19 protein-coding genes are annotated in these 24035 nt (G+C 63.4%); 16 read left to right on the plus strand and 3 right to left on the minus strand.

All coding sequences use genetic code 11. The features are described 5' to 3' along the window. Positions 1-228 precede the first annotated feature (228 nt). The 5 genes from gmk to ACVOLS_RS08610 all read left to right on the plus strand — a co-directional run bounded on the left by gmk (position 229) and on the right by ACVOLS_RS08610 (position 6022). Complete coding sequence (gene gmk / locus ACVOLS_RS08590) at positions 229-849, plus strand: guanylate kinase (protein ID WP_296250265.1); 621 nt, start codon at positions 229-231, stop codon at positions 847-849. Positions 850-973: 124 nt separating this feature from the next. After that, positions 974-1273 carry a DNA-directed RNA polymerase subunit omega gene (gene rpoZ / locus ACVOLS_RS08595; protein WP_282271463.1) on the plus strand — a complete coding sequence of 100 codons (300 nt, stop codon included), beginning with the start codon at positions 974-976 and terminating at the stop codon, positions 1271-1273. Positions 1274-1379: 106 nt separating this feature from the next. After that, the gene (locus ACVOLS_RS08600; protein ID WP_481545286.1) at positions 1380-3539 is read left to right on the plus strand and encodes a RelA/SpoT family protein; all 2160 of its coding nucleotides are present in this window, start codon (positions 1380-1382) and stop codon (positions 3537-3539) included. A gap of 728 nt (positions 3540-4267) precedes the next feature. Next, positions 4268-4909: an FABP family protein gene (locus tag ACVOLS_RS08605; RefSeq protein WP_481545287.1), complete on the plus strand. Its 642-nt coding sequence runs from the start codon at positions 4268-4270 to the stop codon at positions 4907-4909. Between the two features lie 729 nt (positions 4910-5638). After that, the gene (locus ACVOLS_RS08610) at positions 5639-6022 is read left to right on the plus strand and encodes a RidA family protein (RefSeq protein ID WP_057629049.1); all 384 of its coding nucleotides are present in this window, start codon (positions 5639-5641) and stop codon (positions 6020-6022) included. A 56-nt stretch (positions 6023-6078) separates the two neighbouring features. On the opposite strand, the gene ACVOLS_RS08615 is transcribed toward ACVOLS_RS08610, so the two are convergent. Further along, positions 6079-7116, minus strand: a complete 1038-nt coding sequence (locus ACVOLS_RS08615) for an AraC family transcriptional regulator (protein WP_481545288.1) — start codon at positions 7114-7116, stop codon at positions 6079-6081. Positions 7117-7233: 117 nt separating this feature from the next. On the opposite strand from ACVOLS_RS08615, the gene ACVOLS_RS08620 reads away from it, so the two are divergent. The 7 genes from ACVOLS_RS08620 to ACVOLS_RS08650 all read left to right on the plus strand — a co-directional run bounded on the left by ACVOLS_RS08620 (position 7234) and on the right by ACVOLS_RS08650 (position 17380). Beyond that, positions 7234-8469 (plus strand): parallel beta-helix domain-containing protein, encoded by a 1236-nt coding sequence (locus tag ACVOLS_RS08620; protein WP_481545289.1) that lies wholly within the window; start codon positions 7234-7236, stop codon positions 8467-8469. Between the two features lie 9 nt (positions 8470-8478). Beyond that, positions 8479-9666: an SO2930 family diheme c-type cytochrome gene (locus tag ACVOLS_RS08625; protein ID WP_481545290.1), complete on the plus strand. Its 1188-nt coding sequence runs from the start codon at positions 8479-8481 to the stop codon at positions 9664-9666. Between the two features lie 81 nt (positions 9667-9747). Then, entirely contained in the window at positions 9748-12153 is a 2406-nt protein-coding gene (locus tag ACVOLS_RS08630; RefSeq protein ID WP_481545291.1) for a TonB-dependent receptor, read from the plus strand. Positions 12154-12353: 200 nt separating this feature from the next. Further along, positions 12354-14483, plus strand: a complete 2130-nt coding sequence (gene recG / locus ACVOLS_RS08635) for an ATP-dependent DNA helicase RecG (RefSeq protein ID WP_481545292.1) — start codon at positions 12354-12356, stop codon at positions 14481-14483. 65 nt (positions 14484-14548) lie between these two features. Beyond that, positions 14549-15487, plus strand: a complete 939-nt coding sequence (locus ACVOLS_RS08640) for a nucleoside hydrolase (protein WP_481545293.1) — start codon at positions 14549-14551, stop codon at positions 15485-15487. Between the two features lie 96 nt (positions 15488-15583). Beyond that, on the plus strand, positions 15584-15826 hold the full coding sequence (locus ACVOLS_RS08645; RefSeq protein WP_054657059.1) for a type B 50S ribosomal protein L31: 243 nt from the start codon (positions 15584-15586) through the stop codon (positions 15824-15826). A 279-nt stretch (positions 15827-16105) separates the two neighbouring features. After that, entirely contained in the window at positions 16106-17380 is a 1275-nt protein-coding gene (locus ACVOLS_RS08650; RefSeq protein WP_481537781.1) for a citrate synthase, read from the plus strand. 257 nt (positions 17381-17637) lie between these two features. Here the strand turns inward: ACVOLS_RS08650 and ACVOLS_RS08655 are convergent, their stop codons facing one another. Then, entirely contained in the window at positions 17638-18267 is a 630-nt protein-coding gene (locus tag ACVOLS_RS08655) for a hypothetical protein (RefSeq protein ID WP_481545294.1), read from the minus strand. A 76-nt stretch (positions 18268-18343) separates the two neighbouring features. Continuing rightward, positions 18344-20782 (minus strand): penicillin-binding protein 1A, encoded by a 2439-nt coding sequence (locus ACVOLS_RS08660; protein ID WP_481545295.1) that lies wholly within the window; start codon positions 20780-20782, stop codon positions 18344-18346. 214 nt (positions 20783-20996) lie between these two features. On the opposite strand from ACVOLS_RS08660, the gene ACVOLS_RS08665 reads away from it, so the two are divergent. Genes ACVOLS_RS08665 through ACVOLS_RS08680 form a run of 4 tightly spaced genes read left to right on the plus strand, consistent with a single transcriptional unit; the run spans position 20997 to position 24029 of the window. Then, complete coding sequence (locus ACVOLS_RS08665; RefSeq protein ID WP_481545296.1) at positions 20997-22055, plus strand: pilus assembly protein PilM; 1059 nt, start codon at positions 20997-20999, stop codon at positions 22053-22055. Then, a complete protein-coding gene (locus tag ACVOLS_RS08670) occupies positions 22055-22825 on the plus strand; it encodes a PilN domain-containing protein (RefSeq protein ID WP_481545297.1) in 771 nt (256 codons plus the stop codon). Before ACVOLS_RS08665 ends, ACVOLS_RS08670 begins: the two co-directional genes overlap by 1 nt. Further along, positions 22822-23496, plus strand: coding sequence for a type IV pilus inner membrane component PilO (locus tag ACVOLS_RS08675; protein ID WP_481545298.1), 675 nt, complete (start codon positions 22822-22824; stop codon positions 23494-23496). Before ACVOLS_RS08670 ends, ACVOLS_RS08675 begins: the two co-directional genes overlap by 4 nt. Positions 23497-23498: 2 nt before the next feature. Next, a complete protein-coding gene (locus ACVOLS_RS08680; RefSeq protein ID WP_481545299.1) occupies positions 23499-24029 on the plus strand; it encodes a pilus assembly protein PilP in 531 nt (176 codons plus the stop codon). Positions 24030-24035 lie beyond the last annotated feature (6 nt).

A 24035-nucleotide genomic window follows, 5' to 3' on the forward strand; every position in this document is an offset into this window, starting at 1 on the left:
CCCCCCCCCCCCCCCCCCCCCCCCGCCCCCCGGCGGGGGCGGGTGGCCCCCCGCCGCCGCCCGCGCCCCCCCCCCGCCCCCCCCCCCCCCCCCCCCCCCCCCCCCCCCCCCCCCCCCCACTACAGGTGACGCTGCTCCCACAGGACTCTTGACGGCCTTCACCCTCGATCCTGCACAGACCGGCCCACGCCGGTACAATGCCGGGCCATTCCGACGTTGGCCCACCGCATGCGTGGCACCCTCTATATCGTCGCTGCCCCGTCCGGGGCCGGCAAAAGCAGCATCGTCAACGCCACTTTGGCGCGTGACCCGCACATTTCGCTGTCGATCTCCTTCACCTCGCGGGCCATGCGCCCGGGCGAAGTGAACGGCAAGCACTACCACTTCGTCCCCGCCGCCGAGTTCGAGCAGATGATCGCCGCCGGTGATTTCTTCGAGCATGCGCTGGTGCATGGTGACTGGAAGGGCACAGCCCGGCAGTCGGTGGAGCCGCAGCTGGCGGCCGGCAAGGACGTGCTGCTGGAGATCGACTGGCAGGGCGCGCGACAGGTACGTGAGAAGGTGCCGGGCGCGGTCAGCGTCTTCATCCTGCCGCCGTCGCGGCAGGCGCTGGACGAGCGCATGCGCAAGCGTGGCCAGGACAGCGAGGCGGTCATGGCCCAGCGCCTGGCCGCCGCGCGTGAGGAAATGCTGCATTACGACGAGTTCGACTACGTCATCATCAACGAGGATTTCGACACCGCCGTTGGCGAAATGTGCTCGATCTTCGCCGCCAGCCGGCTGCGCTGCGAACCCCAGCAGCGACGCCACGGTGAGCTGATCGCCTCGCTGCTGGCCCCAGAAAACTGAGCAAGTGGTTGATCCGCAAGGGGCTGTTCAGGCCTTGACTTGATTCCAGGACCGGTCTGCCCCTACAATCCGTCCCCTTTCCCTCATTCGATCGAGCGGCCGTTGCAGGTCGCCGGGAGCCCGCATGGCCCGCATTACCGTAGAAGATTGCCTGGAAGTCGTTAACAACCGTTTTGAGCTGGTCATGATGGCGTCCAAGCGCGCTCGTCAGCTGGCCAATGGTGTCCAGGCGACGATCGACAACAGCGAGAGCGAGGACAAGCCGACCGTGTTGGCGCTGCGCGAAATCGCTGCCCGTCGCATCGACAACGAGCTGATCGAGGAAGTCGAGAAGTCCGAGCGCGAGCGTATCGAGCGTGAAGCACTGGAGTGGGCCGCCGCTGAAGTGGTCGCCGACGAAGACATGTCCAAGAACGACGATTGATCGCCTCTCTGGCATCGATTGATGTTGTCTGCAAACAGCCCGCCAAAAGCGGGCTGTTTGCGTTGTAGGAATTGCCGTGGAACGTCCGCTGGCATAGTCTTCTGACATGAACCCAGGCCCTTCCGCCCAGGTAGCCACGCCCGCGGGCGGGGTGGTACCTGATTACGTACTGCAACTCGAACGCGCAGCCAGCTATCTCCCCACCGAGCAGCTGCCGCTGCTGCGTCGTGCCTGGGAAGTCGGGGCGGCCGCGCACGCCGGCCAGACCCGCAAATCCGGCGAGCCCTATATCACCCATCCGGTGGCGGTGGCGCGCATCCTGGCCGAGCTCGGCCTGGATGTTGAAACCCTGATCGCGGCGATCCTGCACGACACCATCGAAGACACCCCGCTCACCGGCGAGGAGCTGGCCGGCGAGTTCGGCCAGGCCGTGGCCGACCTGGTCGAGGGCGTCACCAAGCTGGACAAGCTGAAGTTCCGCGACCGCCAGGAAGCGGCGGCGGAGAGCTTCCGCAAGATGCTGCTGGCGATGTCGCGCGACCTGCGCGTGATCATGATCAAGCTGGCCGACCGCCTGCACAACATGCGCACCCTCGGCGCGCAGAGTGCCGAAGCGCGGCGCCGCATTGCCACCGAAACGCTGGATATCTACGCGCCCATCGCCCAGCGCCTGGGCATGAACCTGATCAAGTCCGAGCTGCAGAACCTCGGCTTCCGCGCGCTGTATCCGTGGCGTCACGCCATCATCGAGAAACACATCCGCAGCCAGCCGGTGGTGCGCCGCGAGTCGATGGCACAGGTGGAAGTACAGCTGTCGCAGCGCCTGGCGCGTGAAGGGCTGGAGCATCGCCTGATCAGCCGCATCAAAACGCCCTGGAGCATCTACACCAAGATGCGCGAGGAGAACAAAAGCTTCGACCAGGTCATGGATGTCTTCGGCTTCCGCCTGGTGATGCGCAACGTACCCAACTGCTACCACGCACTGGGCGGCGTGCATGCCGCGTTCAAACCGCTGGACGGGCGCTTCCGCGATTTCATCGCCATTCCCAAGGCCAACGGTTACCAGTCGCTGCACACGGTGCTGTTCGGGCCGTACGGCTCGCCGATCGAGGTACAAATCCGCACCGAGGAAATGGACCTGATCGCCGAGCGCGGTGTGGCCGCGCACTGGACCTACAAGTTCGGTGGCGATGGCCCCAACAGCGCGCAGAGCAGGGCGCATGCCTGGATCGTGGAACTGATCGATTCGCAGCGCACTGCCGGTTCGTCGCTGGAATTCCTCGACAACGTCAAGGTCGACCTGTTCCCGGACGAGGTCTACCTGTTCACGCCCAAGGGCAAGATTTTGGCGCTGCCGCGCAACTCGACCGCGCTGGATTTCGCTTATGCCGTGCACACCGACGTGGGCAACCGCGCGGTCGCCTCGCGCGTGGACAAGAAGCTGGTGCCGCTGCGCACGCGTCTGGTCAGTGGGCAGACGGTGGAGATCATCACCGCGCGCTCGGCCTCGCCCAAGCCGCAGTGGCTGGAATTCGTGGTCAGCAGCAAGGCGCGTACCGCGATCCGTCACCAGCTCAAGCAGCTGGAGCACGAGGACGCGGTGCAGCTCGGCCACAGCATGCTCGATCGCGCGCTGGAAGCGATGGACAGCTCGATCGAGCGGCTGCCGAAGGGGCGGCTGGATGCCTTCCTCAACGAACACCGTTACCCGCGCCTGGAGGCCTTCCTGGCCGATGTGGCGCTGGGCAACTGGATGCCTACCCAGGCCGCGCAGGCGCTGATGTCGTACGCCGAGTTGCGTGCCAGCGGCGTCAGCCACCGTGCACAGGAGAAGATCCTGATCAACGGTACTGAACGCGGCGTGGTCAGCTTTGCCAATTGTTGTCAGCCGATTCCGGGCGACGACATCATGGGTTACCACACTGCCGGCAAGGGCATCGTCGTGCATCGACTGGATTGCCCGAACCTGGCCGAGCTGCGCAAGACGCCGGATCGCTGGGTGCCAATTGGCTGGGATACCAGCGTGGTTGGCGACTACGACACCGCGCTGGTAGTCGAGGTTGAAAATGGCACTGGCGTGCTCGCGCAGCTGGCCGCCGCGATTGCCCATAGTCATTCCAACATCGAGCGTGTGGATTACCTGGACCGCGATTTCAACGCAGCGGTGCTGTGCTTCAACATCCAGGTCCGTGATCGCAACCATCTGGCTGAAGTAATGCGTCGCCTGCGCCGCCGGCAGGTAGGGCAGGCGGCCCGCCCCCAATAAGGGCTTCCCGAGCCATGCCCGGCCGGGGCCTTACCGAACCAACCAGGCCACTGTAGGCGCGGCGTCAGCCGCGAAGCCGTCGCAGCAGAAATCGCGGGACCGCCTGCAATCTGTTGAACCATCAGCTTCGCGGCTGACGCCGCTCCCACAAAACCCACCGCTGGTTTTTCGATAGAGCCCCAGCCGAGCATGGCTCGGCTCTACCTGCATTCCTCTATCCACACAGACTGTGTCCTGCTGCATACACAAGCTGTGGATAAGGCCTCGCAGCCCTTGTGCCACGGCGCTCTACAAAACATGGTGATATTTTGTCCACGAGCTGTGGGCAAGCCGATGTAGTGCCGAGCCATGCTCGGCAAGGGCTTTACCGATACAGCCTTGGCACTGCGGGAGCGGCGTCAGCGGCGAAGCCATCGCAGCAGAAATCGCCGGGCTGCCTGCAATCTGTTGAACCATCAGCTTCGCGGCTGACGCCGCTCCTACAAAAACCCCACAGCTGGCTTTTCGATAGAGCCCCAGCCGAGCATGGCTCGGCGCTACCTGTGTTCCGCTATCCACACAGACTGTGTCCTGCTACCTACACAAGTTGTGGATAACAGCGCGCAGCCCTTGTGCTGCGGTTCTCTGCAAAACATGGTGATATTTTGTCCATCACTTGTGGACAGGTGGAGGTGAGCCTGTAGCGTGTTCTGCGTACCATGGCCGGGATCTCAACAAGGCTGTACCCCATGACGACGTTCCCGGAAGACATCTATACCGAACCCACCGCCGATACCAATACGCTGGCCAACCTCGGGCCACTGGCGCCGATGGCCGGCATCTGGATCGGCGAGCGCGGCATGGACGTCAATCCCAAGGCCGATGGCCCCGAGCGGCAGGCCTTTATCGAACACGTTGAACTGCAGCCGATCGATGCGCAGCCCAACGGCCCGCAGTTGTTCTACGGGCTGCGTTACCACACGCGCATCCACAAGCCCGGTGAAGTGGAGACTTTCCACGATCAGGTCGGCTACTGGCTGTGGGAACCGGCGACCGGCACGGTGATCCAGACGCTGACCATTCCGCGCGGGCAGACCGCGATGGCGGTTGGCAAGGCGGCGCCCGATGCGAAGCGCTTCCGCCTGCGCGCCGAGCGTGGCTCGATGACCAATGGCATCAGCTCGAACCCGTTTCTCGAACATGCGTTCCGTACCGAAAGCTACGAGATCGAAGTCACCATCAATGACGACGGCACGTGGTCGTACGAGCAGGAAACGATGCTGGTCATTCCGGACCGCAGCGAACCCTTCGCGCATACCGACCGCAATACCCTGCGCCGGATCGGCGAGCCAACACCCAACCCAACCGCGCAGGCCGAAGCAACCGCGTAGTGCCGAGCCATGCTCGGCAGGGGCTCCACCGGCAATGCCGGCCACTTGTGGGAGCGGCGTCAGCCGCGAAGCTGGTGCCAATGAATCGAGCAGGCATGCAGGCCAACTGGATGGATCATCTGCTTCGCGGCTGCCGCCGCGCCCCCAAAACCCAACCGCTGGTTCTTCGGTAGAGCCCCGGCCGCGCATGGCACGGCTCTACCTGTATTCTGCTATCCACACAGACTGTGTCCTGCTGCATAGACAAGCTGTGGATAAAGCTCTGCAGCCCTTGCGCTGCAAGCCTCTGCAAAACATGGTGATATTTTGTCCACGACCTGTGGATGACTCAACTGTAGTGCCGAGCCATGCTCGGCAGGGGCTCCACCGATACAGCGGGGGCACTTGTGGGAGCGGCCTCAGCCCCGAAGCTGGCTGCATTGAATCAGTCGTCATGTCTACCAGTCGGATGGCTCAGTGGCTTCGCGGCTGACGCCGCTCCCACAAATTCTTTTTGAGTTTTGCCTGGAAAGCCCCAGCCGAGCATGGCTCGGCTCTACCTGCATCCGGCTATCCACACAGGCTGTGCCCTGTGATGCCGACAAGCTGTGGATAAGCCCTTGCAGGCCTTGTGCTGCATGGCGTTTGGGGTTCTGGTGAAATTTTGATCAACGCCCGCCCAGCCCGGTCAGGCAGCCGCCAAGGTGGCGACGTTACAATGGCCCACCTTTTTCCAGACTGGAGTTGTCCATGTCCCGCCAGATCATCAACACCGCCAATGCCCCGGCTGCGATCGGCCCGTACTCGCAGGCCGTGCGCGCCGGCAACACCGTGTACTTCTCCGGCCAGATTCCGCTGGACCCGGCGACCGGCGAGATCGTCGCTGGCGACGTCACCGCGCAGGCCCGTCGTGCCTTCGACAACCTCAAGGCCGTGGCCGAGGAAGCCGGTGGCTCGCTGGACAAGATGGTGCGTCTTGGCCTGTACCTGACCGATCTGGGCGAGTTCGCCAAGGTCAATGCAGTGATGCAGGAATATTTCCAGGCCCCGTTCCCGGCCCGTTCGACCATCGAAGTGTCGGGCCTGCCGAAGGGCGCAGCGTTCGAAGTCGACGCGATCATGATCATCGACTGATCCGTCACGCGGATTCGCCGGTGAAGCAGATGCCCGGGAAACCGGGCATCTGCGTTTTAGTTTGGCGGCAAGCGGGTTCCGCTCGGGGTCTGCCCGGTCCAGCGTTTGAAGGCGCGGCGGAACTCGCGCGCATCATTGAAGCCCAGTTGGTTGCCGATAGCGGCAACCGCGAGTTCCGGGTCCTGCAGCAGTTCCAGTGCGCGCTCGGTGCGCACGCGGTCGTGGACCTCGCTGAAGCTGGTTTCCTCGTCGGCCAATTGCCGGCGCAGGGTGCGTTCGCTCAGGTGCAGGGCCAGCGCGATCTCGCTCATCTGCGGGTTGTCACGCAGCCGTGGCCGCAGCTGACGCTCGACTGCGGCGGTGGTTTCACCGCGCGAGGCCAGCGTTGCCAGTTGCGCGTGGCACATCGACAAGGCCTGCTGCGACGTCACTGGGTTGTAGCTGGCAAACGGCAGCTGCATCCAGCGCTGTTCCAGTAGCAGGGCGTGACGTGGCTGGTTGAAGCGCAGCTCACAGCGGAACAAGGCCTGGTACTGGTCGATGCAGGCCGGCGCCGGGTAGCCCAGCTCCAGCCGCAGCGGGCTGAACGCATTGCCTGCCAGTTCGCGGCCCAGCATCACGATGCTGGAGAACATCTCCTCGCAGAGAAACTGCAGCAGATCATTGGCTTCATCCGGCGCGCTAGCGACGATGGCCAGGCTGTCGCTGCCAGCGTCTTCCAGGGCCAGGCTCATCAACGGGCCGAGATTGCGCTGGTAATCCAGCCCGATCCGCACCGCGTCGCCAAACGTGCGTGCGGTCTTCATCGCCAATCCAAGCAGGCCGAAGTTGCCGCCGTTCTGGTTGCCACCCATGGCCAGGCCGACCCCGTCGATGGGGAAGGTGGGCAGGGCGCGGCGTATCACTTCGATTGCCTGCCGGTAGGAAATGCGGGCACTGGGATCGTTGAGCTGCGCGGCGCTCAATTGCAGCCCGTTGAACCAGTTGTCGCTGCTGACGCCGCGTTGCTCGGCCAGCAGCAACAGGCCACAGAGCATGTTGGTTGGAACGTTGGCGATGCTCAGGCGGTCGCCGCCGCCGATCCTGCGATGCATTCAAGCCCCTCCAGCTTGTCCGCTTTGCCCCCCCAAGTATGCCGTTCTTGCCCTTCGCGTGAACACTGCCTGAAGGCCAGACTGCGCCCAACATCTGCCACCGTATGGGAGCGAGTCATGCAGCGCAGCATTACCTGGGCGGTTTCCGCCACCTTGGCCGTCATGGTCGTCGGCTGCCAGAAGCAGGCCGAACAGGCACCAAGCGTGGCTGCGGCCGACGGGGCATTCGCGGCCACGCTGCAGGAACGTCTGCTCGATGCCAAGCCCGGCGATGTGATCGATATCCCGGCCGGCCGCCACCAGTTCGAGCGCAGCCTGAGCCTGCGTGCCGACGGGGTGACCATCCGCGGCGCAGGCATGGACCAGACTGTGCTCAGCTTCAAGGGGCAGAGGGCCGGCGCCGAGGGGCTGCTGGTCAATGGCGACAACTTCACTATCGAGAACCTCACCATCGAGGACTCCAAGGGCGACGGGCTGAAGATCAGCGAGTCGGAGAACATCACCATCCGTGGCGTAAAAGTCCAATGGACTGGCGGTCCCAGCACCAAGAACGGCGCCTATGGCATCTACCCGGTGCTGACCAAGAACGTGCTGATAGAGAACACCATTTCCATCGGTGCCTCCGATGCCGGCATCTACGTCGGCCAGTCCGATGGGGTGATCGTGCGCAACAGCCGTGCCGAGCAGAACGTGGCTGGCATCGAGGTCGAGAACACCCGCAACGCCGACGTCTACGACAACGTCGCCACCGGCAACACCGGCGGCATCCTGGTGTTCAACATGCCGGGCCTGTCGCAGCAGGGCGGCAATATCCGGGTGTTCAACAACAAGGTGATCGCCAACAACCACGAGAACTTCGGCGCCAAGGGCACGCCTGTGGCCAGCGTGCCGGCCGGCTCGGGCATCGTCATCAATTCCAACGATGACATCGAGGTATTCGACAACGAGGTGCGCGACAACGCCACCACCAACATCATCGTCTCCAGCGTGTATTCCACCGGCTACAAGGACAGCAGCGCCTCGCCCAACTTCGATCCGTACCCGGAGCGCATCTACATCCACAACAACACCTTGTCCGGTGGTGGTGATTCGCCCGACGGGCTGGATCTGAAGGCGCTGAAGATTGCGATGTACGGTTTGACCGGCAACTTCCCCGATGTGCTCTGGGATGGCTATTACAACAAGGAGCGGATGGTGGACGGGGTCAAGGTCGGTCCGCAGATCTGCCTGCGCAACATCAGCGGTGTGGTCAATGCCGATGGTCCTGGCGGTTACAAGAATCCGAGCAAGGATGCCAAGCCGTTCGAGTGCGATCTGCCGCGCTTGCCGGCCATCGACTTGAAGCGTGGTTGAGGCCTGAGCATGCGCGATCTGATGGTGCGGGTGATTGTGTTGGTCGGCGCTGTGCTGATGCTGGTTGCCTGCGGCAAACCAGCTGCAGTGCATTTCTTCGAGCAGGGTCAGCCGGCGACGCTGGATGAGTGGCATGTGCTGCGCATCCGCGATGGCAAACTGTCGCTCAATGAGGGCGTGGTGCCGTATGACCTGAACACGCCGCTGTTCAGCGATTACGCGCACAAGCTGCGCACGGTGTGGATGCCGAAGGGGCAGGCCGCAGGCTACCAGCCCGAACATGCGTTCGACTTCCCGGTCGGCACCATTCTCAGCAAGACCTTCTACTACCCGCTGCCGGCGACCGGTGCAGCCGATGGCAAGTCGGTGGCACGTACGCCACCGTCGCAATCTTCATTGCACGAGGAGAGCCTGGACCTGTCCAAGGTTCACCTGATCGAAACCCGGTTGCTGGTCCACCGCAAGGAAGGCTGGGTTGCGCTGCCCTATGTGTGGAACCAGCAGCAGACCGAAGCGACCTTGCAGCGTGCGGGCGCCAGTGTTGATCTGGAACTGGTCGCCGCTGATGGCTCGCGCGAAGCGTTTGCCTATCAGGTGCCGGACCAGAACCAGTGCGGTGGCTGCCATATCACCGACAACCGCTCGCGAAAGTTGGTGCCGATTGGCCCCAAAGCACGCAACCTCAATCGCGATTTTGACTACCTAAGTGGTCGCGACAACCAACTCGCGCATCTGGCCAAACTGGGCTATCTGAAAGACCTGCCAGCATCGGCGCAGCTGCCACGCGCGGCTGACGCCACTGATCTGGCAGCGCCGTTGGATGCGCGTGCACGAGCCTATCTGGACGTGAACTGCGGTCACTGCCACAGCCGCACAGGCCCCGCCATCACCTCCGGCCTGTGGCTGGACGCACCGACCCAGGACCATCTGAAGCTGGGCATGTGCAAGCAGCCGATCGCCGCCGGCAAGGGCACCGGCAACCGCCGCTATGACATCCAGCCGGGTGATGCGGATGCCTCGATCATCGCTTACCGCATGGACAGTGATGACCCGGCGGTGATGATGCCCGAAGTCGGGCGGGCGGTGGTACACGGCGAAGGCGTGACCTTGATCCGGGAATGGATCAACGCACTGGAAACAAACTGCGACACGGCTGGTGAAGGCCAGCCCGGCAACACGGGCCCGCCGGCGGTCTGACGCCGGCATACACCTCACTGCGTGGGAGAGAACGCGATGCGAGTGAAGCAACGGAATCTGGTAGTCGGATTGCAGCGGGCCATGGCCGGGCTGATGGTAGTGGGGGCGGTTGCCCCGGCAATGGCACAGTCGGCGACGGAGGATGCTGCCACCACGCTTGATCGCATCACCGTCACCGCGCAGAGCCGGCAGCAGGAAATACAGGACGTTCCAATCGCACTGCAGGTGGTCGATCAGAACCTGCTCAACGACGTGGCCGCCGAGAATCTTGGCGACATCGACTCGCTGGTGCCGGGACTGGTGATCAGCGCGGTGCAGCCGACCCAGCCATCGTTCCGGTTGCGCGGGGTGGAGACCGACGACTTCGGCATCGGCACCGATCCGGCGGTAGGCATCTTCGTTGATGGTGTCTACGGTGGACGTGGCGGCGGCGTGCTGCTGCCGTTCGTCGATGTGGAACGTATCGAAGTGCTGAAGGGGCCGCAGGGCACCTTGTTCGGCCGCAACACCGCTGCCGGCGCGATCTCGCTGGTGACGCGGCGCCCGCAGGCACAAACCGAGGCACGTGCCACCGTGCGCGTAGGCAACTACGGCAAGAAATACGCCGATGCGATGTGGAACATCCCGACCGGTGACAACTCGGCATTTCGCTTCAATGCACTGATCAACACCAGTGACGGTTGGTTCCAGGACGGTGCCACCGGCAAGGACCTGGGCGGCGAGAACGTCTGGGCCACCCGCGCGGCCTGGCAGAGCCGCTTCGGTGACAACACCACCGCCTACATCACCTGGGACCACGAAAGCCTGGACCAGAACGGCCGCGTCACCACCGGCATCGTGCCGTTGCCCGCCTATCCTGCGCGGCCGCCGGTACCGGTGGACCCGGACGACTATCTGGACCCGCGCAAGATCAAGACCTACAGCGATGCCGACAATGCGGAATGGCGCACCTTCGACGGCGTCAGCCTGATCGTCGACCACGCGCTGTCCTGGGGCAATTTCACTTCCACCAGCTCCTGGCGCAAATACGACTCCACCAACCACACCGAGGAAGACGGCACCAACCGCTTCGACCTGTATGTGGACTCGAAGAATACCGAGAACAACGAGACCTTCTACCAGGAGTTCAAGTTCTCCGGCAGCAATGAACGCTTCGATTGGGTGGCTGGTGCCAGTTACTTCAACGAGGACGCGCGCCAGACCAGCGAGGTCAACACCAATACCGAGGCGGTGGATAACATCATCCGCAACATGGGCGTGGCCTATCAGCTGGGCATTCCCGATGGCAGCCTGTTCAACTTCACCTCGATGCTGGCGCAGATGAACGGCATTCCGATTTCGCTGGTGGGCGAGAAATGGAACGAGCGCTTCAGCAACACGCTGGACACCACCTCGTACGCCGCCTTCGGTGATGTGATCTGGAAGGCCACCGATCGCCTCAACCTGACCTTCGGCCTGCGGTACACCCGCGACGAAAAGGACTTCACCTGGCTCAACACGCCGCGCAACGCGCCCGGCCTCGAAGCCAAGCTCGGCACGCTGGAGGCGCTGGGCTTCTTCCAGGCGCTGGCAGGCATGGGCATCCCGATCACCCGCGAGCTGCTGACCTTCGACATGGCCTTCATCGACCCGCCGGCCATGGTCAACAAGGGCAAGCTGGTGCGCGACAAGAAGAGCTGGAGCGACTGGAGTCCGCGCTTCGTCGTCGACTACCACCTCAACGACGACACCATGGTGTTCGGCTCGCTGGCCAAGGGCTACAAGGCCGGTGGCTTCAACGCGCTGCAGATCGGTCCCGCGTTCGAGAACGAGGATGTGTGGAACCTCGAAGTCGGCCTGAAGCAGAGCTTCGATCGCTTCTCCTACAACGTCTCCGTCTTCCACTACCAGTACGACAACCGCCAGGCGATCCGCTTGATCGACCCAGATCCGAACAACCCGGTCGACATCCCCGTCTACGTATTCGACACCAGCGACCTGCAGGCCACCGGTGTGGACTTCGACATGCGCTGGAAGGTCACCGATGGTCTGACCCTGGATGCGGCGGCCGAATGGATAGATTCCAAGTACAAGAATTACGTGACACCGGAAGGTGTGGATCTTGACGGTGCACCGACCGGCGAGCCGCGCTTCACCGCCTCGGCTGGCGCGGTCTATGTGGCCGATCTGGGTGGCAACGGTCAGCTGCGCTTCTCGCTGCGCCACGCCTACCGTGGCGCGCAGCGCTGCAACGCAGGTTCCGACCTGCAGGGTGACTGTGGCATCAGCAAGGTGCTCAACATCGGCGAATCACAGCAGCGCACCGACGTGCGCATCGGCTGGACCTCGCCGCTGAAGCACTGGAACTGGGCGGTGTACGCCAACAACGTGTTCGACAAGCAATACGTGCGCGGCCTGAACACCTACGGACGCGATCCCCTCGGCGTAGTCGGCGCAACCATCACCGACCCCCGCACCTACGGCCTGGAAATGACCGTGAAGTTCTAGCAGAGTCGCCTGCGCAAAGGGCTCCCCTCTCCCGCTTGCGGGAGAGGGGTTGGGGGTGAGGGCCTGCGCGACACGTACCGCCACCGTAACAAGGCGCCAATCGACAACACCGTGACAAATCAGCACTTGGGGAGTAGGAAACCCCGGCGTCCAACCACGCCGGGGTTTCTGTTTGCCGCGCATGACGGCATCCTTATGCAATGTCTGCACGCCGTGACCTCGCCACCCTCGATCTTTCCACCGAACCACTGAGCCGCCTGGCCGGGGTCGGGCCACGGGTGGCAGCCAAGCTGGAAGCGCGCGGCCTGACCACCTTGCAGGACCTGTGGCTGCACCTGCCGCTGCGCTACGAGGACCGCACCACATTGCTGCCGATCCGCGCGTTGAAGGCCGGCATGGCCGCGCAGGTGGAGGGCAGGGTGGAGGCAGTGGAGCGTGGCTTCCGTTACCGGCCGGTGCTGCGGGTGGCGATCAGCGACGACTCCGGTGCCACCCTGGTGCTGCGCTTTTTCCACTTTCGTGCCGCGCAGGTGTCGCAGTTCGCTGTAGGCCGTCGTCTGCGCGCCTATGGCACACCACGCGCGGGCCAGAACGGGCTGGAGATCGTGCATCCCAGCTATCACGTGCTCAGTGACGGTGAAGACGCCGTGCTGGGCGCGGTGCTGGACCCGGTGTACCCGGCGGTGGAGGGCATTGGCCCGGCCAGCCTGCGCAAGCTGATCGGGCAGGCACTGGATCGCCTGCCTGATGCCGTGGCGTTGGAATTGCTGCCGCCGGCCCTGCTTGCCGGCATGGGTCTGCCTTCATTGCGCGAAGCGATGCTGACCATGCACCGGCCGCCGGCCGATGCCGATGTTGGCGCGTTGGGTGCGGGAACGCATCCGGCGCAGCGGCGCTTGGCAATGGAAGAATTGCTGGCCCACCACCTCAGTCTGCGCCGTCAGCGTATCGCCCTGCAGCAGCATCGCGCGCCATCGCTGCGCGGCCGCGATGGTCTGGTCAAGGCACTGCGTGAATCCTTGCCGTTCAAACTGACCGGTGCGCAGCAGCGTGTCTTCGACGAGATCCGCAAGGATCTTGCACGCGCGCATCCGATGCTGCGGCTGGTGCAGGGCGACGTCGGCTCGGGCAAGACCGTGGTCGCCGCCTTGGCGGCGATGCTGGCGGTGGAGCGCGGCAAACAGGTTGCGCTGGCCGCGCCAACCGAGCTGCTGGCCGAGCAGCATCTGACCAATCTGCGCAGCTGGCTGGAACCGCTGGATGTGCGCGTGGCCTGGCTGGCCGGCAAGGTCACCGGCAAGGCCCGCACCAAGGTGCTTGAGGACGTTGCCAGTGGTCATGCACAAGTAGTTGTCGGCACCCATGCGCTGATGCAGGACAGCGTGGTGTTCAATGATCTGGCACTTGCCATCGTCGACGAGCAGCACCGTTTTGGCGTGCACCAGCGGCTTGCGTTGCGTGACAAGGGCGCAACTGCCGGGGTGGTGCCGCATCAGCTGGTGATGACCGCCACGCCGATCCCGCGCACCTTGGCGATGGCCGCGTATTCGGATCTGGATGTATCGGCCATCGACGAACTGCCACCGGGCCGCACGCCGGTGCAGACAATCGCCATCAGCGCCGAACGCCGACCGGAACTGGTCGAACGCATCCGCATCGCCTGCCAGCAGGGCAGGCAGGTGTACTGGGTCTGTACGCTGATCGAGGAAAGTGAAGAAGACGCCGGTCCCGGCAATGCACGCATGGATGCGCAGGCCGCGCAGACCACCTTCGAGACACTGTCGGCGCAGCTGCCTGAGTTGCGCATCGGCCTGGTTCACGGCCGGATGAAGGCCGCCGAGAAGCAGGCAGCGATGCGTGCCTTCAAGCAGGCCGAGACCGACCTGCTGGTCGCCACCACCGTGATCGAGGTTGGCGTCGATGTGCCCAATGCCTCGTTGATGATCATCGAGAATGCCGAGCGGCTTGGTCTGGCCCAGTTGCATCAGCTGCGCGGGCGGGTGGGGCGCGGTGCCACCGCATCGAGCTGCGTATTGATGTACCAGGCGCCGCTGTCGGCAATGGCACGTGAGCGGCTTGAGACCATGCGGCTTACTTCCGATGGCTTCGTGATTGCCGAGAAGGACCTGGAACTACGCGGTCCCGGCGAGTTGCTGGGTACCCGCCAGACCGGCCTGGCGGCCTTCCGCGTGGCTGATCTGGCCCGTGATGCCGGCCTGCTGCCGACTGTGCACGATCTGGCCGAACGCCTGCTCAGCGACGCGCCGGAATTGGCTGATCGCATTGTCAACCGCTGGATTGGTGGCGCGGTGCGCTACGCATCGGCCTGATTGCGTGCTTCCACTGTCATGGAGGCCGTGACAGACTCCATGGCCAACCAGAAGTGAAGCAGAAGATGAGCAAGAAGATACCGTTGCTGATTGATACTGATCCGGGCGTGGACGATGCGCTGGCACTGCTGATGGCCTTTGCCGATGAGCGCCATGACGTGGTTGCGCTGACAGTGGCAGCGGGCAATGTCGGCCTCGAATACACCGTGCGCAACGCGCTGAAGCTGTGCGAAGTGGCTGGCCGTGAAGACGTGCCGGTGTTCGCGGGTACCGCCGATCCGCTGGTGTATCCGGCCGAGGACGCCGCGCATGTGCATGGCCGCGACGGTTTTGGTGACGTGGACCTGCCGCTGCCCAGCCGCAAGGTGGAAGCCGAACACGCCGCATTGGCGATCCTGCGCTTGTCGCACCAATATGCTGGCGAACTGCTGCTGGTCGCGCTTGGTCCGCTGACCAATATTGCACTGGCGCTGAAGCTGGATCCGAGCCTGCCGCAGCGCGTGAAGCGCTTCGTGGTGATGGGCGGCGCGATCACTGGCCACGGCAACATCACCCCAGCCGCCGAATTCAATATCGCCTTCGATCCGGAAGCGGCGCATATCGTGTTCACCTCGTTCCCGTTCATTGAAGTCGCCGATTGGGAAGCCACCATCGCCCATGGCCTGATGCATCGCGATGTCGAGCAGTGGCTAGCCGCAGATACCGACAAGGCGCGCTTCTACGAGCTGATCTCGCGCCAGACCCGGCTGTGGTCGGAAGACAGCCGTGGCGAGCGCTGGTATGCCGCCGATGCGCTGGCAATGGCCTGGGCGTTGCAGCCGGAGGGCGGCAACGTGGTTGAACAGCGTCCGCTGTCGATCGAGCTGACCGGCACCCGCAGCCGCGGCGCCACCATCGTCGACTGGAACCGCCAGACCGGCGTGGCTGACAATACGGCGCTGTTGATCGGCTACGATCAGGCCCGCTTTGAAGCCCAGGTGCGCGGGGCGCTGCTGGGCCGGTAAGGGCCGTGTAAGTGGTTCAGTAGCCACGACTTGCCTGTCACGGCAAGGCGTGCTTATAATGGCCGTCTTGACCACCAGCCCACACGGTGCGAGCCCATGAAGGCCGATATCCATCCTGATTACCACAACGTCGTTTTCCACGACGTGACCTCTGATTTCAAGTTCCTGACCCGTTCGACCATGTCCTCCAAGGAAACGGTCAAGTGGGAAGACGGCGAAGAGTATCCGCTCGTCAAGGTTGAAATTTCCTCGGCTTCGCACCCGTTCTACACGGGCAAGCACAAGGTTATCGATACCAGCGGCCGCATCGACAAGTTCCAGAAGCGCTACGCGCGCTAATCGAACTGTTGTTGCTGCACAGACAACGGCCGCGCCCAGCGCGGCCGTTGTTTTGTCTTGCGTGTCGTACGGCTGAACCCTTGCGGAATCGGGCGGTTGTGCCAGTGCGACGCTGTGTCGCGCGGAAACTCCGGCTATAAGACTTTTGTCTTCGCAAACTGCAAATGCTGCTGTGCGATAATCGTCGGAACCGCAGTGGAAAACTGCGGAATTCCTTCACGCGCCTGCCCGCACCCCTATACGTCAGGACAGGCGCCTTCCACTTGAGGAGCGCACACTGTGTCCGATCTTGATCAGGTCACGCTCAACGCCGGCGAAAAGTCGGTCGTTCTGCCTGTCGTCAAACCCGTCCTGGGCAATAACTGTGTCGATATCTCGAAGCTGACCAAGGAAACCGGTCTCTTCACCTACGACTCGGGCTACACCGCCACTGCCAGCTGCAAGTCGGCCATCACCTACATCGATGGCGACAATGGCGTGCTGTTGTATCGCGGCTATCCGATCGAGCAGCTGGCTGCCAAGTCCAGCTTCGTCGAAGTGGCCTACCTGCTGATCAATGGCGATCGTCCGAGCGCCGACCAGCTGAAGGCTTTCGAAGCCGAACTGACCGCTGAAGCCGGCGTTGATGAATCCATCAACACCTTGATCGGCAGCTTCGCCAAGGACGCGCATCCGATGGCGATCCTGACTGCCTCGATCGCGCAGCTGTCGGCCAAGTACCACGCTTCGCTGGATCTGGACGACGCCGAACAGCGCCGCCAGGCAGCAGTGCGTCTGATCGCCAAGGTTCCGACCTTGTCGGCACTGATCTACCGTCACGGCGCTGGCCTGCCGGCCAACAAGCCGGACACCTCGCTGGACTACGTCAGCCGCTTCCTGAAGCAGACCTTCGAGTCGGCTGACGGCAAGTACGATCTGAACAAGGACGTGGTCAAGGCACTGGACCTGCTGTTCATCCTGCATGCCGATCACGAGCAGAACGCCTCGACCTCGACCGTGCGTCTGGTCGGTTCCACCGGCGCCAACCCGTATGCATCGGTCGCCGCTGGCGTCACCGCGCTGTGGGGTCCGGCACACGGCGGCGCCAACGAAGCCGTGCTGAAGATGCTGGAAGAGATCGGTTCGGCCGACAACGTCGAGTCCGCCGTGGTCAAGGCCAAGGACAAGACCTCGGGCTTCCGCCTGATGGGCTTCGGCCACCGCGTGTACAAGAACTTCGACCCCCGCGCCAAGGTGATCGGTGAGATGACCAAGCAGGTGCTGGGTCAGCTTGGTGTGCAGGATCCGTTGCTGGACGTTGCCATCAAGCTGGAACAGGCTGCGCTGCAGGACGAGTACTTCGTTGCCCGCAAGCTGTACCCGAACGTCGACTTCTACAGCGGCATCATCTACAAGGCACTGAACATCCCGACCGAGATGTTCACCGTCATGTTCGCGCTGGGCCGTACCGCTGGTTGGGTATCGCATTGGCTGGAACAGCAGGTTGATCCGGAAATGAAGATCGGCCGTCCGCGCCAGGTCTACACCGGCCACGACGTGCGCGACTACAAGTAATGGCAACGGCGCAGCAATGCGCCGCTTCCGTCACGATGAAAACCCCGCTTCGGCGGGGTTTTTTGTTTGTGTATTACTCCTGCAAAAACAGGGGTGTCTCGTAGTGGGGGGGGCGGCGGGGCGGCCGAGCGCGACCCGCCTGGGCGCGCCCCCCGGGCGGGGCCCGCCCCCCCCCCCCCAACGGGCCCCCGGGGCGGCCCGCCCCCTCGCGGGCGGGGGCTTACCCCGCGACGGCGGCCCCCCCCCGGGGCGGGGCACTACCTCTGCTCTTGCGCCAGCAATTGCTTCAGTTGCGCGAATGTTGCGCGTGGCAGTGGCTTGCCGTCATCCGCTGATACCGGTGGCTGTCGCAATGCATCCTCGGGCAGTACCACCAGTTCGAAGGCGATGCCATCGGCGGCGAACTCGCAGCCGGGGTAGTGTTGCCTTGACGAGTGCCCGGCTAGTCGCAACGACCAGGCCCGTGTTTCGGCCGGGATGCGTTGCTCATGCAGGAAGCGCTGCACAGCATCCGCATCGTCGCAATGCAGATGCAGGATCACCGGGCTGTTGCCATCGGCAAGGCCGCTCAATACCGCGCCGGTCAGGCGCGGCTGGAAAGCCTGCAGAAACTGCATGGCCTGCAGTGCCGATTCGCGGTGTTGGCGGAGCGCACCGGGTTGGCTGGCAGCTGCGAACAGATTCTGGTGCTCGCGCAGCGCCTGCTCGATTTCGGCCAGCCGTGGCCACAGCGCTTCAAGCGTAATCCCCAGCTTGTTGGCGGCCTTGCGGCGTGCGTGCTCAAGATCATGGATGCCGCTTTCGGCGATCAGCCGGGCCGCCTCCTGCGCGATCAGCTGTCGTTCGCGGCTGTTGCGGGGAGGTGATTGCGGTGGCGATGACGGCATCGGGTTCCAGCCTCGTGGTTGCTGGCCCGATTGTAGGCAGGCGGCGGGGCGTGCGTCCCGCCGCCTGTTGGCTGAATCAGAAGATATCGAAGGCAGCGTCGTCGGTGGTGTGACTTTGCTGGCCGAAGTCGAAGTCCTGCACGCGGTCCAGGTCTTCGGTTTTGACCCACTCAACAGCACCATTCAGCGTCGCCTGGACCATGCCCGAGGGCGGGTCGTTCTTGGCGATGGGAGCATCCTTCAACGCGACACGCATGTAGTCGATCCAGATCGGCAGCGCCGCCTTGCCGCCGTACTCGCGGTAGCCCAGCGAGCGGAAGTCGTCGCGCCCGACCCATACGGTGGTTGCCAGCGGGCCGCCGAAGCCGGAGAACCAGGCGTCGCGGTGATCATTGGTGGAGCCGGTTTTGCCGCCCACATCTTCGCGGCCAAGAACCTTGGCGGCGGTGCCGGTGCCGCGCTGGACCACATCACGCATCATCGATACCAGCTGGTAAGCGGTACGTTCGTCGATGGCGCGCGGTGCGGTGCGGGCGTTCGGGTTGACGGGCTTCGCCGGCTCAAGGGTCTCAGGCTTGGCCTCGGCCGGCTTGGCGGCGACCGGAGCAGGTGCAGCCTCGGCGCCGAAGTTGAAACCGTCTACCACCTGGCTGACCGGTGCCGCGCCCGCAGTGGAGGTGCCACCACAGCCACGGCAGGCCATCGCCGGGTTTTCCTTGAAGATCACGTTGCCATCGCGATCCTTGATCTCGTCCACGACCCAAGTGTCCACGCGTGAACCGCCATTGGCGAACACGGCGTAACCGCGGGCGACCGACAACGGGGTCAGCGAGGCTGTGCCGAGAGACATCGACAGGTTCGGCGGCAGCTCGGCCTCCTGGAAGCCGAACTCGCTGATGTATTTGCGCGCGTAATCTACGCCCATGCTGTCGAGCAGGCGTACCGAGACCAGGTTGCGCGATTGCACCAAGGCTTCGCGCAGACGCATCGGGCCGCGGAAACCGCCACCATCGTTCTGTGGCTGCCAGGTCTTGCCGCGGCGGTCGCGGAACACCACTGGCGCATCCAGCACGATCGAGGCCGGGTTGAAGCCCTTGTCGAAGGCGGCCGCATAGATGAACGGCTTGAAGCTGGAGCCGGGCTGGCGGCGGGCCTGGGTGGCACGGTTGAACTTGTTGCCAGCAAAGCTGAAGCCACCGACCAAGGCGCGCAATGCGCCGCTCTCGGCATCCACCGAGACCAGCGCGCTCTGTCCGCGCGGAATCTGGTCGATCAGCCATTCGCCTTCCTTCGCACCGGCGCGCACGCGGATCATGTCGCCGCGGGTGACCAGCTTGGCCGGGCTGCGGTTGGTCCAGCGGCTGGAGGCCACCGGCAGCACCAGCTCGCTGCGGTCGGCCAGCACCACGGTGACGCCGCCATCGGCGTTGAGTGCCGAGACCACGGCCGCCTGCATGCCCGCCTGCGTTGGCACGCTGGCGATATGCCGGGCCAGTGCGGTGTTGTCGGCATCGGCGGCAACGTCGAAGTGCTGCTCCACGCCGTGCCAGCCATGACGATGGTCGTAAGTGATCAGGCCGTCGCGCACCGCAGTGTTTGCGGCGTCCTGCAGCTGGCCATTGATGGTGGTGGTGACGTGGTAGCCCTTGTTGAGCACGTCGCTGCCGTATTTGGCGATCATTTCCTGACGCACCAGTTCGGCCACGTAGGGCGCATAGACCTGCACCGGCGGCTCATGCGGACTGGCATGCATGGCCACGGCCTTGGCCGCATCGGCCTCGGCCTGGCTGACATAGCCCAGGTCGGCCATGCGCTGCAGCACATAGTTGTCGCGACGTTGGCGGGCGCGCTCGGGGTTGCTCAGTGGGTTGCCGCTGGAGGGGAACTTGGGGATGCCGGCCAGCGAGGCCATTTCGTCCAGGTCGAGCTCGCCCAGCTTCTTGCCGTAGTAGTACTCGGCGGCGGCACCGATGCCATAGGCGCGGTTGCCGAAAAAGCTCTTGTTGAGGTACAGCTCGAAGATCTCGTCCTTGCTCAGCTCGCTTTCGATTTTGCGGGCGAGCAGGATTTCGGCGAACTTGCGGGTGTAGCTGACCTCACTGCTGAGGAAGAATTGCCGCGCAACCTGCTGGGTAATCGTCGATCCGCCGGGTACACCGTCCTTGGAGCCGGTGCGCGCGATCAGCCATACGGCGCGGGCAATGCCCTTGTAGTCGATGCCGTCGTGTTGGTAGAACCGGGCATCCTCGGTGGCCAGGAAAGCCTGCTTCAGGCGCTCCGGGACGTCCTTCATCTGTACCGGGTAACGGCGGGTCTCGCCGAACACCGCCATCAATTTCCCTTCGTTATCATAGACATACATCGGCTCCTGCAACTCAACATTGCGCAGCGCCTGCACGTCCGGAAGCTTGGACGAGACAACGTAATAGAGCGAGCCGATGGCGATTGCGCCAACCAGGGAGAAGGCGACAAAGAGGGCCAGCAGCCAACGCAGCCAGCGACGAAAACGTGGCATCCAGAAGTCCCGATTGCGGTTTTTGTAGCCGCAGAGTATAGATTACGCAGGGGAGCGGCTGGGGCCGCGTCCTGGGGAGAGTAAATGGGATACAGCTGGGCGACGTGATGCAGATCGCGTCTCGCATTCCGGATGGTTGCCATTTGCTGAAAAAACGTTATTAATGCGCCGACGCAAGACTTGCGTCCAAGTGCCCGTCGGCAGGGGAGAATCCGTGGGGCTTATCCCAAAGAGTCAGACGCCCATCATTGGCGTCGACATCAGTTCGACTGCGGTAAAGCTGCTTCAGCTTTCCCGCAGCGGTAACCGTTTCCGCGTGGAACATTACGCCGTGGAACCTCTTCCGCCGAATGCGGTGGTGGAGAAGAACATTGTGGAAGTCGAAGCAGTCGGCGAAGCGATTCGGCGGGCTGTTGCGCGTTCAGGCAGCAAGGCCAAAGGGGCGGCCGCCGCTGTTGCCGGTTCTGCGGTGATCACCAAGGTGATCCCGATGCCGGCAGATCTGGACGAAAACGATCTGGAAGCACAGGTCGAACTGGAGGCGGTGAACTACATCCCGTACCCCATCGACGAAGTGAACCTCGATTTCGAAGTCCTGGGTGCAGTACCGAACAATCCGGAAATGGTGCAGGTACTGTTGGCCGCATCGCGTTCCGAGAACGTGGAGCTTCGCCAGTCCGCGCTGGAGCTGGGTGGGCTGACCGCCAAGGTGATGGATGTGGAAGCGTTCGCTATCGAGAACGCCTTTGCATTGGTCGCCAGCGAGCTGGCTGTACCCAGTGATGGCGTGGTGGCGCTGGTCGACATCGGCGCAACCATGACCACGCTCAACGTCTTGCGTGGTGGCCGCAGTCTGTACAGCCGCGAGCAGGTGTTCGGTGGCAAGCAGCTCACCGATGAGGTGATGCGCCGTTACGGGCTCAGCTACGAGGAAGCAGGCCTGGCCAAGCGCCAGGGCGGTTTGCCGGAGAGTTACGAGGTTGAAGTGCTGGAGCCGTTCAAGGAAGCGACGGTGCAGCAGATCAGCCGCCTGTTGCAGTTCTTCTACGCTGGCAGCGAGTTCAATCGCGTAGACCACATCGTCCTTGCTGGCGGCTGCGCTGCCTTGATCGGCCTGCCGACCATGGTGGAAGAACAGCTTGGCGTTGCGACCTCGGTGGCCAACCCCTTGGCGCAGATGACGCTGGGGCCGAAGGTCCAGGCGCATGCACTGAACCAGGATGCGCCGGCGCTGATGATCGCGACGGGTCTGGCCATGAGGGGGTTTGACTGATGGCACGGATCAACCTATTGCCATGGCGCGAGGAGCGCCGCAAACAGCGTCAGCGTGAGTTCTACGGGATGCTGGGCTTTGCCGCGCTCAGTGGCGTGGTGCTGTCGGGCTTGCTGTGGTTTTACTTCAGCCAGCAGATCAGCGGGCAGAACGAGCGCAATGCCTACCTTGAGACCGAGATCGCCAAGGTCAAGGAGCAGAACAAGGAAATCGATCGCCTGGACGAGCAGAAAAAGCGTCTGCTCGACCGCAAGGCAGTGATCGAGGAGCTGCAGGGCAAGCGGTCGCAGATGGTGCACCTGTTTGATTCGTTGGTGCGTACCATTCCCGATGGCGTGGTGCTGACCGCACTGAAGCAGGAAGGCGAGACCCTGACGCTGGAAGGCCGTACGCAGTCCAACGCTCGTGTCAGTGCTTATATGCGCAATCTCGAGACCTCGGGCTGGATGAGAAATCCGGAACTGACCATCATCGAGGCGCGTGCGCAGGATCCGCAGCAGAAGGGTGGGGCGGTTGTCGACATCAAGTCCCTGCCATATGTGTTCACACTGAAGGTGCAGCTGCCGGCCCCCAGCGACGGTCAGGCCGAAGCAGGTGCCGCGCCGACCGCCGCTGATGCCGCAGCGGTCGCTCCGGCTACTGCAGGCGCTGCACCTGGAACTCCCGCTGCTGCGTCGCCGGTAGAGCCGGCTGCGCCTGCCCGCGGGCCGGAGGAGCCAAAGGGCGAGACAGCGCCGGCAGCGCCGGCGCAGAAGGAGGCCCGTTCGTGAGCAAGAAATTCAACGCAAAAGAGCTGGATTTCAACAATATCGGCGCCTGGCCGCGCAACGCGAAGGTTGTGTTCTGCGTGCTGCTGTCCTTGCTGATCCTTGGTCTGTCTTACCTGTTGATCATCAGTGGGCAGAAAGGGGAGCTGGAAAATCTGGTGAACAAGGAAGTGACCTTGCGCCAGAGCTTCGAGAAAGAACAGGAGCGTGCGGTCAATCTGGAGCCCTTGAAGCAGCAACTGGCACAGATGGAGCAGGTGTTGCAGCAGATGCTGCGCCAGTTGCCAAGCAAGACCGAGATGCCGGATCTGATCATCGACGTTTCGCAGACCGCGTTGTCCAGCGGCTTGAACAACGAGCTGTTCAAACCCGGTGACGAGACCTTGAAAGAGTTCTATGCCGAAAAGCCGATCGCGCTGCGCTTGGTGGGCAGTTATCACCAGTTCGGAGCGTTCGTCAGTGGTGTGGCCTCTTTGCCTCGCGTCGTCATCCTGACCATGCATGACATCAATCTGCAGCCCAAGGGCGGACAGGGCGTGATCACGCCCGGCGGCGCGCTGGAGTTGTCCGGTACGGTCAAGACCTACCGGTACCTGGATGACACCGAGCTGGCTGATCAGCAAAAGGCGGCCGCTGACGCGGCTGCCGAAGCCAAGAAAAAGGGAGGGAAGTGATCATGCGTAGTATTTCCTCCCTGGCGTTGGGTATGGCTTGCGTAGTGCTGCTGGGCGGTTGCGCCCGTGGCATCACCAGCACGCCTGGCGAAGCGCCCAATCTTGAAAAGTGGATAGCCGACGTGCGTGCACGCCCAGCCGAGTCATTGCAGCCTCTGCCGGTGATGCAGCAGTTCGAAACCTTTGAATATTCGGCTCAAGGCCTGCGCGATCCGTTCAGTGACGCCTGGGTGTCCGATGATGGCAACAGCCAGTTGCGGCCGGATCCGAACCGCCGCAAGGAACCGCTCGAAGGATTCCCGCTGGACAGCCTGGACATGGTTGGCACGATCGGTAGCGGCGCGGGTGCTGTGGCACTGGTGATGGGGCCGGACAAGGTCACCTACCGTGTACGTCCTGGGGTGTACATGGGTCAGAGCGATGGCCGTGTGACTGGCGTACGCGAAGACGGGATCGAGTTGATTGAACTAGTGCCGGACGGTGCAGGTGGCTGGCTGGAACGCCCAGCTTCGCTTGCACTGGACGATCGTTGATTGATT

This window comes from Stenotrophomonas sp. STEN038 (assembly GCF_056759895.1).